Origin of the sequence: Vibrio sp. VPAP30, from assembly GCF_001188205.1 — a bacterium.
Classification (GTDB): Bacteria; Pseudomonadota; Gammaproteobacteria; order Enterobacterales; family Vibrionaceae; genus Vibrio; species Vibrio bivalvicida.
The window spans coordinates 1-16,373 of the sequence record NZ_LBLS01000022.1; the positions used below are offsets into that span (position 1 = coordinate 1).

Annotated in this window: 13 protein-coding genes and 9 tRNA genes; 2 read left to right on the forward strand and 20 right to left on the reverse strand. The window is 44.6% G+C overall.

Features of this window, described 5'->3' with window-relative positions; genetic code table 11:
• Nucleotides 1–504: 504 nt before the first annotated feature.
• The 3 genes from ZX61_RS09110 to ZX61_RS09120 all read right to left on the reverse strand — a co-directional run bounded on the left by ZX61_RS09110 (nucleotide 505) and on the right by ZX61_RS09120 (nucleotide 2,730).
• Nucleotides 505–1,767, reverse strand: a complete 1,263-nt coding sequence (locus tag ZX61_RS09110) for an HD-GYP domain-containing protein (RefSeq protein ID WP_049844337.1) — start codon at nucleotides 1,765–1,767, stop codon at nucleotides 505–507.
• A gap of 120 nt (nucleotides 1,768–1,887) precedes the next feature.
• Nucleotides 1,888–2,295: a VOC family protein gene (locus ZX61_RS09115; protein WP_049844338.1), complete on the reverse strand. Its 408-nt coding sequence runs from the start codon at nucleotides 2,293–2,295 to the stop codon at nucleotides 1,888–1,890.
• Nucleotides 2,296–2,645: 350 nt separating this feature from the next.
• Nucleotides 2,646–2,730: transfer RNA gene (locus tag ZX61_RS09120), tRNA-Leu, on the reverse strand.
• 218 nt (nucleotides 2,731–2,948) lie between these two features.
• On the opposite strand from ZX61_RS09120, the gene ZX61_RS09125 reads away from it, so the two are divergent.
• On the forward strand, nucleotides 2,949–3,698 hold the full coding sequence (locus ZX61_RS09125) for a substrate-binding periplasmic protein (RefSeq protein ID WP_054963607.1): 750 nt from the start codon (nucleotides 2,949–2,951) through the stop codon (nucleotides 3,696–3,698).
• Nucleotides 3,699–3,829: 131 nt separating this feature from the next.
• A complete protein-coding gene (locus tag ZX61_RS09130; protein WP_049844340.1) occupies nucleotides 3,830–4,306 on the forward strand; it encodes an RDD family protein in 477 nt (158 codons plus the stop codon).
• A 60-nt stretch (nucleotides 4,307–4,366) separates the two neighbouring features.
• Here ZX61_RS09130 and luxS read toward each other — a convergent pair whose 3' ends face one another.
• From luxS to ZX61_RS09215, 17 genes are all read right to left on the reverse strand, one after another.
• The gene (gene luxS / locus ZX61_RS09135) at nucleotides 4,367–4,885 is read right to left on the reverse strand and encodes an S-ribosylhomocysteine lyase (RefSeq protein ID WP_049844341.1); all 519 of its coding nucleotides are present in this window, start codon (nucleotides 4,883–4,885) and stop codon (nucleotides 4,367–4,369) included.
• Nucleotides 4,886–4,909: 24 nt separating this feature from the next.
• A complete protein-coding gene (locus ZX61_RS09140) occupies nucleotides 4,910–5,509 on the reverse strand; it encodes a transglycosylase SLT domain-containing protein (protein WP_049844342.1) in 600 nt (199 codons plus the stop codon).
• 9 nt (nucleotides 5,510–5,518) lie between these two features.
• Nucleotides 5,519–7,087 (reverse strand): glutamate--cysteine ligase, encoded by a 1,569-nt coding sequence (gene gshA / locus ZX61_RS09145; RefSeq protein ID WP_049844343.1) that lies wholly within the window; start codon nucleotides 7,085–7,087, stop codon nucleotides 5,519–5,521.
• Nucleotides 7,088–7,195: 108 nt separating this feature from the next.
• Nucleotides 7,196–10,054 (reverse strand): M16 family metallopeptidase, encoded by a 2,859-nt coding sequence (locus ZX61_RS09150; protein WP_049844344.1) that lies wholly within the window; start codon nucleotides 10,052–10,054, stop codon nucleotides 7,196–7,198.
• Nucleotides 10,055–10,063: 9 nt separating this feature from the next.
• Nucleotides 10,064–10,525, reverse strand: a complete 462-nt coding sequence (locus ZX61_RS09155) for a YqaA family protein (RefSeq protein ID WP_049844345.1) — start codon at nucleotides 10,523–10,525, stop codon at nucleotides 10,064–10,066.
• A complete protein-coding gene (locus ZX61_RS09160) occupies nucleotides 10,519–11,469 on the reverse strand; it encodes an NADP-dependent oxidoreductase (protein WP_049844346.1) in 951 nt (316 codons plus the stop codon). Before ZX61_RS09160 ends, ZX61_RS09155 begins: the two co-directional genes overlap by 7 nt.
• Before the next feature lie 123 nt (nucleotides 11,470–11,592).
• On the reverse strand, nucleotides 11,593–12,723 hold the full coding sequence (locus ZX61_RS09165; RefSeq protein WP_049844347.1) for a sodium ion-translocating decarboxylase subunit beta: 1,131 nt from the start codon (nucleotides 12,721–12,723) through the stop codon (nucleotides 11,593–11,595).
• 9 nt (nucleotides 12,724–12,732) lie between these two features.
• Nucleotides 12,733–14,520 (reverse strand): sodium-extruding oxaloacetate decarboxylase subunit alpha, encoded by a 1,788-nt coding sequence (gene oadA / locus ZX61_RS09170; RefSeq protein WP_049844348.1) that lies wholly within the window; start codon nucleotides 14,518–14,520, stop codon nucleotides 12,733–12,735.
• 31 nt (nucleotides 14,521–14,551) lie between these two features.
• Nucleotides 14,552–14,809 (reverse strand): oxaloacetate decarboxylase subunit gamma, encoded by a 258-nt coding sequence (locus ZX61_RS09175; RefSeq protein ID WP_004748148.1) that lies wholly within the window; start codon nucleotides 14,807–14,809, stop codon nucleotides 14,552–14,554.
• Nucleotides 14,810–15,258: 449 nt separating this feature from the next.
• A tRNA-Arg gene (locus ZX61_RS09180) sits at nucleotides 15,259–15,335 on the reverse strand.
• A gap of 64 nt (nucleotides 15,336–15,399) precedes the next feature.
• Nucleotides 15,400–15,476 (reverse strand) — tRNA-Arg (locus tag ZX61_RS09185).
• Nucleotides 15,477–15,539: 63 nt separating this feature from the next.
• Nucleotides 15,540–15,616 (reverse strand) — tRNA-Arg (locus tag ZX61_RS09190).
• A 64-nt stretch (nucleotides 15,617–15,680) separates the two neighbouring features.
• Nucleotides 15,681–15,757: transfer RNA gene (locus ZX61_RS09195), tRNA-Arg, on the reverse strand.
• A gap of 64 nt (nucleotides 15,758–15,821) precedes the next feature.
• Nucleotides 15,822–15,898 (reverse strand) — tRNA-Arg (locus ZX61_RS09200).
• A 96-nt stretch (nucleotides 15,899–15,994) separates the two neighbouring features.
• Nucleotides 15,995–16,087: transfer RNA gene (locus ZX61_RS09205), tRNA-Ser, on the reverse strand.
• Nucleotides 16,088–16,112: 25 nt separating this feature from the next.
• Nucleotides 16,113–16,189: transfer RNA gene (locus ZX61_RS09210), tRNA-Arg, on the reverse strand.
• Nucleotides 16,190–16,263: 74 nt separating this feature from the next.
• Nucleotides 16,264–16,356: transfer RNA gene (locus tag ZX61_RS09215), tRNA-Ser, on the reverse strand.
• Nucleotides 16,357–16,373: the final 17 nt, after the last annotated feature.

The window sequence follows — 16,373 nt, forward strand, 5'->3', positions numbered from 1 at the left end:
AATGAATACTGACTTCAAAACTACTGTGTAATTTTAAAGCTATTATCGTTCCAACAGAACGATAATGAATTGACTGTGCTCGATAACCGAAGTTATCAAATTGGTCACTCAGTTCATTGAAACCTAATTTGAAACCGAAGTTTCTAATTGGATTATCATCAACGAGTGCCCACACAGATTGATAGGTTTATATTGTTAAAGAGCAGTGCTTTCGAGAAACTTTCTCTCGAAGCGGAGGTGAATTCTAGCGAGATAATTTGAAGAGTCAAATACTTTTTCAAATTTATTCTCTCAGAAGCTTTTACCTCTCTGACTATCGCTGAAGCCTTGTGGCGTCTGCCGTGTCAGTGGATGCGCATTATAGGGAGTTCCAATTTTAAGGCAAGAGAAAAACACGTTTTTTTCATAAAAAAAGCCTAACTGAACACTAATCAGCCAGACCTTTAGTTACACCCACTTTACTCTCAATATAGTCAGATGTTACCCACAAATCCCTGTGGATAACTACTCATCAGAATCAAAGAAATAGGAAATTCGTGAACGTGGGTTTAAATACTCTCGCACTTTGTCAGGTAATTTACTCGGCAAGATAGCATTAACTATCTTTATCTCTTTTTCTGCTAGATCAATGATTGGAGCTTGAGTTCTAGGTACTGACGGATCATAGATAAGTACGTTAGGATGAAGAATATTTTGCGCATTTACCGAAATCACCAATCCGACCATATCATTTGACAACTGCACTACCGTACCTGGTGGATAGATTCCCATAAACTTAATCAACAGGCTCAAATTCTCACTATTATATTGATGCTTACAGTTCTTAAATAAGTGAGATAACGCAACATAAGGTATCTTTTGTTCTGCAGGAATGTTGCTATGGCACAAATTGTCATAAGCGTTCGCCACTGAAACAATTTGGGTAAGCTCGTCTATCTGATTTTCTTTTAAACCTTCGGGATAACCTGAGCCATCATTTAGCTCATGATGCTGAGCGATGACTGTGCGTGCAGTTTCCGGGAAGCTATCCATATGAGCCGCAATCTCTAGACCATACTTAGTGTGCAGTTTGAGGTAATTCTTCTCCGGCTCGGTTAACTGCGTTGGCTTACGTAGTATCGCAGTAGGGACCTTCACTTTTCCCATATCATGAAATAAAGAGGCAAAAGCAACTTCTTTTATCTGATCAGCGCTGAGTTTTTTAGCCTTAGCAATCATCATGGCGACTACGGATACGTTGAGCGAATGGAAGTAGATATCTTCAAACTCACTTTTTCCATTCATTAGATGTAGTGTGACATTATCATCACTCAGCAATTTATCGACTATATCGTTGACCAACTGACTGGCTTCATCAACTGCCTGCTCTGGGCGGTTACGAATTTTATTCATCACAGCCCTCATTCGAGATAGCGAACGTTCGAACTCTTTCTCGCAATGGATGACACGTCGGCGATAAGCATTCAGTTTTTCAATTCTATCTTGCTTTTCTTTCCAAAGTTTTTGCGCTTCAAGGTCAATTTCTTCATGCAGCACTTCTTCTACATCTGCATTTGAATCTTCTTCAGCAACGGGTAAAGGTTGAGTATCACTCTGCGCAGTATTAATAAAGACGTGTTTGATCCCCAAATGACGGATCATGCGAATCTGGTCTTCGTCTTTTATCTTGAAGCTATTAAATAAGAAGGGATGCTCATTCCACTTGACTGGAAGCCGAATATGCAACCCTGGCTGTAATCTATCTACTGTTATTTTGATGCTGGCCACGATCTATATACAACTTATCTATTTATAACCAATTTATAATTTTAATTGATTGACAATATGAATTCACCACTAGTGAGTGTTAAGTGAGAGATCAATAACACGTCAGATTGTGTGTTTTTGTTACCTGACTAAATCACAGTTAAGTATCCAACGAACTCCAAACTTATCTTCAATTTTACCAAAACGGGCTCCCCACGGCGCATCGGCAAGTGGCATCATGATGTGCCCACCGTGAGACAACTTGTCAAAAATACGCGCCTGCTCATCGAGATCGGTTAACACAATTGCCAAAGCGATGTTATTGCCGCTACGTTCTTGTGCGAGTATTCCATCAGAGAGCATCAGCTTCAGGCCGAATGCCTCAAACTCTGCATGCATTACCCAGTTAGGATCCGCCCCCTCTATTTGCTGGGGAGCATCTTTGAAAAGTTGCTTGGTTACAACGACACCAGCAAAACACCTATGGTAAAAGTCGAGTGCTTCTTCACAACGACCAGCAAAAAATAAGTAAGGGGTAACTTGATACATTGTTTATCTCCATGTTGTTATTTTAAAGATAGACAGTTTTTTTCTAACTAGCCGAAAATTTTAGCTTTTTTGGAGAACAACACTGACTGGATTCTAAATGAATCTGACCACATAAGTCTGGGCAACGTTGACTGACTGAAGACAAATCACCACTGAACTGTTTGCATTTATATACAGCTAAAACGACAAAAGGCCGCTATATAAAGCGACCTTTCTAAATATGGTACAGATAGACAGACTGGACAGGCATTCCTGCCACCACCAAGGAGGCAACGCTTAGACGTTACCTTTATGTATTTTACAATGACTAAAACGACGAAAGGCCGCTGTAAAAGCGACCTTTCTATGTATGGTACCGGTGGGCGGACTTGAACCGCCACGCCCGAAGGCAACGGATTTTGAATCCGTCGTGTATACCAATTTCACCACACCGGCATCTCTGGGCTTTACCCTTTGATGCTTTGCATTATACGTATGCATTTAAGCTCTGCAAGGAAAAAACCTTAGATAACCATCGTTTGCTGATATTTTCACCACAAGAGATGTTCCCGGAACGCAAATCATTACTCGGTGTTCTACTGTCTATACTGACAGAAGAGCAAATCGAAATTGAGGTATCTTATATGCGGTCGTACATATATCGGTTGTTCACCATGCTCGTACTAACCACCATCTTAAGTAAGGTGGCTATAGCGACAACGTTAACTCTCGCATACTCAGATGTAGAGTCTTACCCCTTCCAAATTGGTAACGGCACTCATATTGCGGAACCTCCCGGTCTTGCATTAGATGTACTCAATCAGGCATCTAACCAGCTAGAAATAGAGATAAACTACCTTCGTTTACCGGGAAAGAGAGTGCTTGATTATATTGCCACTGGTGAAGTAGACGGAGGGTTTATTTTTTCCTACAACGCTAATCGCGCTCGGTTTGCTGATTATCCGATGCAGAATGGAACTCTTGATAGTACAAAACGCATCGCTAAGCTAGGTTACTACTTCTATAAGCTAAAACAGCACTCATTAGATTGGAATGGGTCTAATTTTGATAAGTTAGAAGACAAGCTGATAGCGGCTCACCTAGGTTTTTCTATTACAGAGCAGCTCAAACAAAACAATATTCTGGTGCATGAAGCAAAAAACACCGAGCAGTTATTCCATATGTTGAGATCCAAACGCATCGATGCCATTGCGATTCAAGACACTATGGCTCAGCAGTACCTTAAAGATAAGCCTTGGTCTGATCAAATAGAACAAGTGTTTCCTGCAATCACAACCAAAGACTATTTCCTAATATTTGGCCTGCAATTTTCAAAAGATAACCCAGAACTCGTGCAGACAATATGGCAAACCGTTGGTGCAGTAAGGGAGGATGTGATCGAAGTACAGAGGAAACATTACTAACTGCTAGCTGGAATGTTCCGTTAAAGCCTCTTGAAGTGCGACCAATTGAAGAGTCTGTGCGCAAGCTCTCTTTTCAGGGCATTTTTGACACTATATTCTGTCGACTTATTTTGTTTATGTAAGTGAGTGTTATGTCTGCAACAAACTCTTTGCCACCAGCGGGACTATTTCGCCGTTTAGGGGCGCTTTTATACGATAGCCTAATTATTATTGCGGTTGAAATGATGGCTGCGGGTGTCGTGGTTGCTATTTTGCACGCCTTAATGGCGATGGGTTTGTTTCATTTGGGTGAGTTTGAAGATGTCAGCGCCTTTCTGACTCATCATCCACTATGGAGTCCAGTTTACACCGCTTACCTAGCGTTTGTTTGGATCTATTTCTTTGTTTATTTTTGGACTCGTGCTGGTCAAACGCTAGGAATGCGAGCTTGGAAACTGCACATGCGCAGTAATGATGGTTCTCCGGTTACAGTGACTCAGGCACTGATTCGCATCGGCACTTCAGGCTTTGGTCTTGCCAACTTAACCGTTCCTATCGATCCGAAAAAACGGGGCTTTCACGATATTTGGGCCAAAACCCAAGTGGTGGTACTACCAAAAGCGAACTAGTCGCTCATTCGAAAGCAAAAAAGGAAGGCATTTGGCCTTCCTTTCCTATTTTAGTCATGACTAATCGATTTTAAGTTCTTTTAGCATTTCTTCTGGTAGAGCAAGCTCATCGTTCTTGTTTACAGAAATTCCAGCAGCAAGAATCGCTTCAGCAATCTGCTTTGCTTCATCTAAAGAGTGCATCGCTGCGGTGCCACATTGATACTCATTCAACTCTGGGATTTTGTTTTGACTCTCGACCTTAAGTACATCTTTCATCGCTGCTAACCAGGCATCAGCCACTTGCTGCTCTTGTGGTGTACCAATCAAGCTCATGTAGAATCCGGTACGGCACCCCATTGGAGAGATGTCAATAATTTCAACCACATCACTATTAAGGTGGTTACGCATAAAACCCGCATAAAGGTGCTCAAGCGTGTGAATGCCTCTTTCTGACAAAATGTCTTTATTTGGTGCGGTGAAGCGTAGGTCAAATACCGTGATGGTATCACCTTTTGGGGTTGTCATGGTTTTTGCCACGCGAACTGCAGGCGCATTCATTCGTGTGTGGTCTACGGTAAAACTATCAAGTAACGGCATTGTACTTCTCCATGTTAACTGCTCTTAAAACAACCAGCTTCTATTGTCTTCTAATTCTTGTCGGCACTGTTTAAGTTGCCAACCATAATCCTTTGCTTGCTGCTCTACTTTGCGAGCAACTTTTACCAATGAAGGTTTACCCTGGTAGCTTTTTCTTTTAAAGCCCCCGCGCCCTTCGTGGTATGCCAAATACTGATTGTAAGCATCCCACTTAGATACCCCAAGCTGTTTTTGAGTAGCATCGGTATACCAGCCAACAAACATCAGCGCATCAGCAAAATCTGTTCTCGAACCGCCGTGATTGGTTGCTTTCTGGAAGTCTTCCCAAGCAGGATCTTGCGCCTGAGCGTAACCATAGGCACTACTCACGCGCCCCCAAGGAATAATGCCTAACAAATAATCCTTCGGTGGTCTGGCGTCGTGCCTAAAGCTGCTTTCTTGCTTTATAAACGCCATTGAGACTTGGATCGGTGTTCCCCACTCTTCTTGCATATCTAGAGCATCGTCATACCAGTCTGGTTTTTCGCGGAATATCTCACACAAGTTAGACTGATTTTTAGGTGGTGCGGTGGCACAACCGCCTAGCACTGCAAAACTAAGTATGACAACAAATATCCTTATCACTTGGTTTCCTTATGCTTTTAAGTAGGCAAAGTACTCTTGAAGAAAATCATCAAAGCTTTGTTTATCCATCGCCTCTGCTTCAGACTGAGCAATACGAGAGCGCTCAACCTCAAGCTCCATTTCAGATTCACTATAAATACGGTAGCAATGACCTAAATGCTGCTGGCGATACTCTTTTCCAATTTCACAACCGACTTTACCTAAGCCCCCGAAACGCTTGGTATCTTCAAGTAACTGGCCCGAAATAGTTTGCTCTGGATGATCAATCCACGCGAGTAACTTATAACAAACAGCTTGATACTCCTCGCCTCCATTTACAGCATCCATTTTTTCGGCAATTTGAGTGAGTTCAACAAATACACGCTTTGCCCAATCTTGCAAAGTAAGGATCTCGCCTTTACAGCCGATTTGCAGCTCTAAACCATATCTGCGCCCTTCGATAATCACCTTGTTCCAGTTCTCGCGCCAACACGCCTGTTCACAATGATCCATTGGTTCGGATTCTGTTAGCGCAGACCAAGTTAAGAACAGATCTAAAAAGCGTACCTGATCTTCACTGATGCCTATCGCACTGTAAGGGTTCACATCGAGAGAGCGTACTTCTATGTACTCGACACCACCACGCGCAAGAGCTTCAGAAGGTTTTTCACCTGCCTCTGCCACACGTTTAGGACGAATTGGCGCATAAAGTTCATTTTCTATTTGCAGCACATTACTGTTGAGCTGGCGGTACTCATCACCAACTTTTATGCCAATCTCTGCAAACTCTGGAGAAGGCGTTCGAATCGCTTTATTCAAACCTTCTAGGTATTCATCTAAGCTGTTAAAACCGATCTTAAGCGCGCTTTGTGCACTATTGGTATAACCGAGGTCACTCAATCGTAACGAAGTTGCATGCGGCAAATACAGAGTGCCACCAATGCTTTCAAATGGTAGTTTTGTCTCTCGACCTTGGATAAATGAGCCACACAGAGCTGGCGACGCACCAAAGAAGTAAGGAATTAACCAGCCAAAACGGTAGTAGTTACGGATCAGGCCAAAGTAAGCTTCTGACTTACTGTCTTGTCTCTGCTCATCACTCTGTTCTCCATATAACTGCTCCCAAAAAGAGTCAGGGAATGAAAAGTTAAAATGAACACCCGAGATAATTTGCATCAAGCTGCCGTAGCGATGTTTGAGGCCTTCTCGATACAGCGTTTTCATTTTGCCAGAATTCGATGAGCCATACTGAGCGAGGTTGATATCATCTTCGCTGCCAACATAACAAGGCATTGAAAGCGGCCACATTTTTTCTGCACCCAACTTAGTCTGAGTAAAATGATGAATATCCTCGAGCTGAGCAGTTAACGTCGAGATACTACTTGAGACAGGAGTAATAAACTCTAACAATGACTCCGAAAAATCAGTGGTAATCCAATTATTAGCGTAAGCCGAACCAAGCTCACTTGGGTGAGGGGTCGTTGCTAGGTGCCCATCTTGGTGGTATCGCAGCGTCTCACGCTCTACACCCCGTCCGAAACTCTTAAATACTTCTGGGTTTTGTGCAACTCGCTCCAGTCGCGCAGCAAATTCAGTCAAAATGAAGGTCGCTTATATCAATGGTTTGGTTGTGATACCAAACTGGCTAAACAAATTATTAAGGGTGACTACAGTCACCCTTTAGCTATGCACTATGTTATGTGTACTCTATCGGATGATTTCAAGCTCTTCTATCGGAATCTGTAAACTTTCTAACTGAGACTTTAACGTTTTCGCATCACCTACCACGATAATTTGGTAGTCTTCAGGGCTAAACCACTTGTGTGCTAACCCATTCAACGTCTTCTGATTGACGGTCTCGACAATCTCGTTCCTCTGCTGGAGGTAATCTTCCTCTAAGCTATACGCAAGAATACTACTAAGTAATCCAGTTTTCTGTGAAGGCGTTTCATACTTTAATGCATCTTGTTGACCGACAGCTAAGCGCAAAAATTTCATTTCATCATCGGTCATACCACTTTCGGCGTAAGTTGCGAGTTCTTTTCTCATCTCGACAATCGAAGGAACGGTCGAATCAGCTCGAACTTGGGCAGAAAAAATTATCGCCCCAACTTCTCGGTTTGCAGCAAGATACCCACTAGCTCCATAAGTGTAGCCTTTATCTTCGCGCAAATTCTGGTTTATACGGCTATTGAAGTTACCGGCTAAATTGAAGTTTGCTAGCTGGGTTAGATACACTTCACCCGTCGCATCAAATGGTAGACCTTGACGAACCATACGAACCACACTTTGCGGAGCCCCAGGCTTATCAATCAAGTAGATTTTTTGTTGTTCGAGTGGTTTCACCAATTGAGGCCGGAGTAGAGGGGCGAACTCACCTTGCCAGTTGTCGATAAAAGCGAGCTCCTTTTTGACCTGGCGCTTATTGATATCACCAACCACCACAATCTGTGCACCTTGTGGCGTGTAGTGCTGATGATAGAATTCCTTAACATCATCTAAGGTCAAACTAGATACTGACGCCTCTGTCCCGTCATTTGAGCGCTGATAAATCGACCCAGAAAACAATACTTGTCGTGTTGCCTGAGACGCCATCCAACTAGGCTTTTGATGTTGATAAACCAAACCTTCTAACATCTGTTTCTTCAAGCGGTCGAAGTCCTCTTGCCGGAAAGCCGGTTTGAATAACACTTCCTCGACGATCTTAAGCGTTTCGGTAAGGTTCTTTTCCAAACTGGAGACGGAAATACCCGTGGTATAGTTACCCGCATCAATAGAAACCGTACTACCCAAGGTATCTAACCTAGCTTGCAGCTCTTCCAAGCTAGAGTCGAGTGTCGCCTCTTGCATCATCGCAGCAGTTAAGTTGGCTAGTCCCTCTTTACCTTTCACTACATAGCGTTCTCCGGCAGGGAAGCTAATCTCCAATTGAACGGTTGGCGTTTCGGAGCTGACCGTACCAAGTAGCTCAGCGCCATTATCGAAGTAAAGGTGATACAGGTCTGGCATTTGAGCTTTCACCCCTTGAGCGACTTCAGGCATCACCGAACGGTCGAAAGTGTCCGTCGCGCGGCGATAGGCTAAGTGGCTGTCAGTGACTCTTTGGTACTCAGGCAAAACCCTTGGTGGCGTGACGAAGGTATCAGGCGCGGCAGCAAGTTCAAGTTTGCCACGTGGAACAACACTTAATGCGACCTTATGGTGACCGTTTACATAAGTTTTATATGCCGCCATGACAGACTCTGGCGTAACCGCTCGAATCTGCTCTAATTGAGTTTGAATCCGATCAGGCGTATCGAAGAAGGTTTCGTTGGAGGCAAGTTGAGTGACCTTGCCACGAACGCTTTGCAACGCAAATACTGCATTAGCTTCTGCCATTCCAGTGATTTGCTCTAGTCGCGCCTCATCGACACCTTTCGCTTCAAATTCATCCAGAGTTTGCATCAACTCCTGATACAGGGGCTTAAGCGCTCCTTTTTCTCCTGATGGTGCCATTGCGTACACATAGAAGGTACAGGCAAGCTCTGCACAATCTTGGAAAGCCCCGGCATCTACCGCCTTTTGGGTTTTCACTAGCTTTTGATAAAGCAGGCTGTTTGCCCCGCTGCCTAACACGTTAGCCAGCGCATTGATCGACGCCTGCTCCTCAGCTCCGTTGTATTTCGTCGGCCAGCCAATCATCAACATCGGTTGCTGAATACGATCTTCTAGTGTGATGTAACGATCTTCTGTCAGTTTTGCTGGTTGCTTAGGTGCCCGATCAACTTCAGGCCCAGCAGGAATAGAACCAAAATATTTGCTTACCCACTCTAAGGTCTGCTCAACGTCAATGTCACCACCAATAGTCAGCACCGCATTGTTTGGACCGTACCAACGAAGAAAGAAAGCTTTAAGATCGTTCACATCTACCCTATCTAAATCTTCAACATAACCTATAGTTTGCCAAGAATAGGGGTGGCCTTCTGGGTACATAGCTTCACCCATGCGCTCCCACATCAATCCATAAGGACGATTGTCATAATTCTGCGCACGTTCGTTTTTCACTGTATCGCGCTGAATTTCAAACTTACGCTGTGAGACTGCATCAAGTAGAAAGCCCATGCGGTCCGACTCTAGCCAGAGCATTTTCTCTAGCTGATTCGATGGTACGGTTTCAAAATAGTTGGTACGATCCCGGTTAGTCGTGCCGTTTAGAGTTCCGCCTGCCTCGGTAATAATCTTGAAATGCTGCTGATCTCCGACATTCTCACTGCCTTGGAACATCATATGCTCAAAGAAGTGAGCAAAACCCGACTTACCAATCTCTTCACGGGCGGAGCCAACATGGTAGGTCACGTCAAGGTGAACCAGTGGATCGGAATTGTCTGGCGATAGAATCACCGTTAGACCATTATCTAGCTGATATTTTGAGTATGGGATTGTTGCCTTACTAGGTTGAGCTGGCACTTCTTCAACGAGAGTAACGCCTTGTGGCAGTGAAGATAAAAATGAAACAGAAGAAAGGTTGTTGGAGCTACAACCATAAAGTGCGACAAGAGAAATAGCACCAAGCCAAATCTTTCTCATGACATCCCCTTAGAAAAATCCGTAAAAAATTGCTGCAAGTAATGAGTATCGAAGTGCTTTGCCAATCAATATAAGCCAGAAACATGGCCAAAAACGCATTCGAAGCCAACCTGCGGCTAAACATAAAGGGTCACCGATTATCGGTAACCAACTAAAAAGAAGCGACCAATAGCCGTATTTATTGAGCCATAATAAAGCTTTATGACCATGTTTTTCATTTTGAGTTCGGTTTGGTAACCATAAACCTAGCCAAAAATTAGTCAAGCCACCGAGCGTATTACCCAAAGTGGCGACAAGAATGATTAAGGGAGCTGAAAACTGATTGAGGCTTAATGTGGCAATCAAGCCAGCTTCTGAACCACCAGGCAGTAAAGTGGCACTGAGGAAACCGCTAAGAAACAGTACCCACAGTGCCGAATCAGAAAACCATAATGCGAAAGATTCAAAAGCGCTATTAAACGCTTCTAACACTGCATATCAAGCAAGATCTTGCCTCTGGTATGACCCGTTTCAATTTGTTTGTGCGCTTCAGCCACTTGAGACATTGGGTACACTTTCTGAATCTCTGTCTTAACTAAGCCTACGCTGACCATATAAAGTAAAGCATCAAGTTGCTCTGGATTAGGATCAACCAGCATGCCCGTTGCTTCAAAACCAAGTAGCTTGGCCTTTTCACAGATAAGCTCTGCACTGAGTGTCGGTACAGTCACTACTTTAGCACCATCTTTTAAGCATTTCAGTGCATCGAGCGCCGCATCACCGCCAACCAAATCGATCAATACGTCAGCCTCTTCTACTCGCTCGGAAACAGGTGCAAATTGGTAATTTACCGCGTGGGCACCTAAGGTCGCCATATAGTCTAAATTTGCCTCGCTACAAGTAGTAAAGACCTCTGCTTTGGCTGCAACAGCCACTTGAATCGCTAAATGCCCGACGCCACCGGCTCCTGCTAAAATAAGCACTCTATCGCTTTCATGTACACCCGCTTTATCCAAAGCTTGAACCGCTGTCTGCCCCGCAAGTGGTAAAGCTGCAGCGGCTTCTAAGGTTACTGAGTCCGGAACTAGGCTCAGCGCGCTTTCAGGGACACAGATATATTGGCTGTAGCCACCTCCAGAGAGAGGGAAACCAACAAAACCCGCCACGTTATCACCAATCGAGAACCGCTCAGTTTGTTCGCCTAAAGAGATCACTTGACCAGAGATATCGTAACCCGGAACCCAAGGAAGGTTATCTTTATTTTCTGATGCTGCCCAACCCAATCCAGCCCGCGTCTTTACATCGATAGGGTTTACTCCAGAAAAGTGCACTTTAACTAGCACTTCACCTGCTTGTGGCTGTGGAATTGGTGAAGTCTGAATAACGAGAACGTCTGGATCACCAAATTGAGAGATTGCGATTTGTTTGTTTTCCATTTCTTCATTTCCCTATCGGTACAAAAAAGGGATGCGAAAGCATCCCTTTGAATATATACCATTTATTGGCAGCAAGTTAACCACTTGCTCTCAAATTAACTAATTACTAACCTAAAAGTTAAACTAGCCAACCAGCGCTAATAAAATACCTGCTGCTACTGCCGAGCCTAGTACCCCAGCTACGTTAGGTCCCATTGCGTGCATTAGTAGGAAGTTTTGCGGGTTAGAATCTAAACCGACCTTATTCACTACACGAGCTGCCATCGGCACTGCTGAAACTCCCGCAGCTCCAATCAGTGGGTTAATGTCTTCTTTAGAAAGCTTATTAAGCAGTTTAGCCATTAGCACGCCACCTGCCGTACCAATACTAAATGCTACTGCTCCCAATGACAAAATACCTAAAGTTTCTACATTGAGGAACTCTTCAGCTTGAAGCTTTGAACCAACACCTAGTCCGAGGAAGATGGTCACAATGTTGATTAGCTCATTTTGCGCTGTTTTAGATAAACGATCGACAACACCCGCCTCACGCATCAGGTTACCTAGACAGAACATACCTACCAAAGGTGTCGCTGCTGGCAAAAACAGAATGGTCATCAGCAACACGGCCAGTGGGAAGAGGACCTTCTCGGCTTTACCCACATGACGTAATTGCGCCATCTGAATTTTGCGCTCTTCAGGCGAAGTCAGTGCCTTCATAATTGGCGGTTGAATAATAGGCACTAATGCCATGTAACTATAGGCAGCAACAGCAATGGCGCCTAGCAAGTCTGGAGATAACTGACTTGCCAAGAAGATAGCGGTTGGGCCATCTGCACCACCGATAATCGCAATCGATGCTGCATCTGCCATACTAAATTCCATACCTGGCACATAGTTAAGTAAGATTGCGCCAAACAGTGTCGCGAATATACCAAACTGAGCAGCAGCACCTAACCATAGGGTTTTAGGGTTAGCGATCAGCGCCCCAAAGTCTGTCATTGCACCCACACCCATAAAGATAAGCAGTGGGAAAATACCAGACTCAATTCCTACGTAATAGACGTAGTAAAGTAAACCACCTTCTTCAGTAAAGCCGGCATTAGGAATATTAGCTAAAATAGCCCCAAAACCAATTGGCAGTAGAAGCAGTGGCTCAAAGCCTTTACGAATAGCCAAAAACAGCAGAGTACAACCGACCAAGATCATACAGATTTGGCCAAACTCAAAGTTAGCAATCCCTGTTTCTGACCATAAGGTCATTAATCCTTCCATGGTACTCCCTTACGCTAAGCTCAGTAGTGGAGCGCCAACCGTCACAGAATCGCCTTCCTTGACGTGGAGATCTTGAATAATGCCACCGCGCGCCGCACGTACTTCGGTTTCCATCTTCATGGCTTCGAGAATCAGCAATACGTCGCCTTCGGCAACTTGAGTACCACTTTGGACATTTACCTTAAAGATGTTGCCCGCCAATGGCGCTGGGACAGTTTCACTGTTACCCGCAGGCGCTGCTGGAGCAGGCGTGGCAGCTTGTTGCGAAGCTGTACTAGCCGGAGCTACAGACGTTAGCTGACCTTGCGGACCAACTTCAACATCATAAACCTGACCATCAACTTTAACACTGTAAGTTTCGATGCCACCTTGAGCGGGTTGAGCTTGAGGTACAATCGGCGCCTCTTCTAACCAAGGAGCAGGTTCAAATACTTCAGGGTTACGGCGGTTCTTAAGGAACTTCAGACCTACCTGAGGGAATAGCGCATAAGTTAGCACATCATCCACCGTATCTTCTGCTAGTGAAATACCGTCTTCTTTGGCTCTCGTTAACAGCTCTTCGGTCAATGAATCCATTTCTGACTGTAGCAAATCAGCCGGGCGACAAGTAATCGCCTCACCGCCTTCAAGCACTTTGGCTTGCAGCTCAGCATCCACTTCAGCAGGCGCAGCACCATACTCACCTTTAAGCACACCGGCAGTTTCCTTGGTAATGCTCTTATAGCGCTCTCCAGTCAATACATTGATCACCGCTTGAGTACCAACAATTTGAGATGTTGGTGTCACTAGCGGGATGTAACCAAGATCTTTGCGTACACGTGGGATCTCTTCTAATACCTCATCTAACTTATCTGCCGCACCTTGCTCTTTGAGCTGGCCTTCCATATTGGTTAACATACCACCTGGTACTTGAGCAATCAGAATACGAGAATCAACACCCTTAAGTTGACCTTCAAATTTGGCATACTTCTTACGTACATCGCGGAAGTATGCAGCAATAGGCTCAATTTGATCGAGGTTAAGGTTAGTGTCACGCTCAGTGCCTTGAAGCATTGCAACCACTGTCTCTGTTGGTGTATGACCATAAGTACAGCTCATTGATGAGATAGCGGTATCAAGGATATCTACCCCAGCTTCTACCGCTTTTACAGCAGTAGCCGTTGATAGACCCGTTGTTGCATGGCAATGAAGCGCTAAAGGAATATCAGTAGAAGATTTGATGCGAGTAATTAGCTCTTCCGCTTCATATGGCTTAAGCAACCCTGACATATCTTTGATACACAATGAATGACAGCCAAGATCCTCAAGACGCTTAGCAAGATCCACCCAAGTGTCGGTATTGTGCACAGGGCTAGTGGTATAAGAAAGCGTACCTTGTGCATGCGCGCCAACATCGACCGCAGCTTTTACTGCCTTCTCGAAGTTACGCACGTCGTTCATCGCATCAAAGATACGGAAGACATCCATACCGTTGGCATGAGCGCGTTCGACAAACTTTTCAACCACATCATCTGCGTAGTGGCGGTAACCCAGTAAATTCTGGCCGCGTAGCAGCATTTGCATTGGTGTATTTGGCATCGCTTTTTTCAACGCACGTAAACGTTCCCATGGGTCTTCCCCTAAGAATCGAATACAAGCATCAAACGTCGCACCGCCCCATGTTTCTAGAGACCAGTAACCGACTTTATCCAGTTCCTCTGCGATAGGTAACATATCCTCTAGACGCATACGAGTCGCAAACAGCGATTGATGGGCGTCACGAAGGACCACGTCCGTTAAAGCTAGTGGTTTAGACATGCTCATTAACTCCTTTTAATCCTGTCAAATGCTACTTAGCGGTAGAGGTACGATACTGATGTACCGCTGCGGAGATCGCCGCAACTACCTTCGGGCTAACAGCAGAAGATGGTGATTGTACTTTGTTATTTTGAATAGGTGTCGCGATCGGTTCAGGTACTTCTTGTGGTACCAGTTTTGACATCAACCGAACGAGATAGACGAGAATAGTGAGGAATATAAATACTACAGCCATCCCTGTAAGCATCAGGGTTGCAGCATCTACTAGCAGGCTTCCAATATTATCCATTTTTGCATCCTTTCTTTGTCATCCTGACAACAGCATTAGCTATATCGCTAAAAACATCGTGTTTTTCAATGCTCAACGCTAAATTTAGCCAGCATCTTGCTAGCACTCTTGTTGCCTGAACATGCAGTAAAATCCTGACAAGAGGTCTAGGATTATCTCGATTGGTTAAACTTTGTCAATTTTGTTTAAGGTGCTATTGAGGATATTGCACAAATCTAGGGAATTATTCGTCACACAAATCACATAAATCTGCAATACATCTGCATATAAGCATAAATAACTGCGTGTTTTATGACGTTATGCCAAAACATAGGGCATTACTGCGATAGGCTTAAAAGAAATAAGAAAAGAGTTTAATAAACAATAACTTGTAAAATCATTGTTTCAATAATGTTACAACGGCGTTAACAAAAAAAGCCCTGCTATTTCTAGCAGGGCTTTAAAATAAGTGGCGCGTCCTGGAGGATTCGAACCTCCGACCGCCTGGTTCGTAGCCAGGTACTCTATCCAGCTGAGCTAAGGACGCACGGTTTTGATATCAACTCTAGATCAATATCAGGATAACTTTGATAAAAAGAAACCCTAAAGAGTGGCGCGTCCTGGAGGATTCGAACCTCCGACCGCCTGGTTCGTAGCCAGGTACTCTATCCAGCTGAGCTAAGGACGCGCAATTTTGATATCAACTCTAAGTCAATATCAGGATGACTTTCGTAAAAGAAACCCTAAAGAGTGGCGCGTCCTGGAGGATTCGAACCTCCGACCGCCTGGTTCGTAGCCAGGTACTCTATCCAGCTGAGCTAAGGACGCGCGATTTTGATATCAACTCTAAGTCAATATCAGGATGACTTTGATAAAAAGAAACCCTAAAGAGTGGCGCGTCCTGGAGGATTCGAACCTCCGACCGCCTGGTTCGTAGCCAGGTACTCTATCCAGCTGAGCTAAGGACGCGCGATTTTGATATCAACTCCAAGTCAATATCAGGATGACTTTGATAAAAAGAAACCCTAAAGAGTGGCGCGTCCTGGAGGATTCGAACCTCCGACCGCCTGGTTCGTAGCCAGGTACTCTATCCAGCTGAGCTAAGGACGCGCAATGTTCTCTAAAATAAGAGATGTGAAGTATATCACACTAGTTCTTTGGAACAACAGGTCTTTAAAACAAAAAAATTGGCCATAAGCCAATTAATGGCGGTGAGGGAGGGATTCGAACCCTCGATACGGCTACAAACCGTATACTCCCTTAGCAGGGGAGCGCCTTCAGCCTCTCGGCCACCTCACCGTTTTATTCCCTGGTAAGGAAATTATGGCGCGTCCTGGAGGATTCGAACCTCCGACCGCCTGGTTCGTAGCCAGGTACTCTATCCAGCTGAGCTAAGGACGCGCTATGCTTTCTTGCTAAAGAAAGTTGTTTTAAAGCTGTTCCGAAGAACAATTCTTCCGAGGAAGAAGCAAGAATGGCGGTGAGGGAGGGATTCGAACCCTCGATACGGCTACAAACCGTATACTCCCTTAGCAGGGGAGCGCCTTCAGCCTCTCGGCCACCTCACCGTCTTGCGGAGGCACAT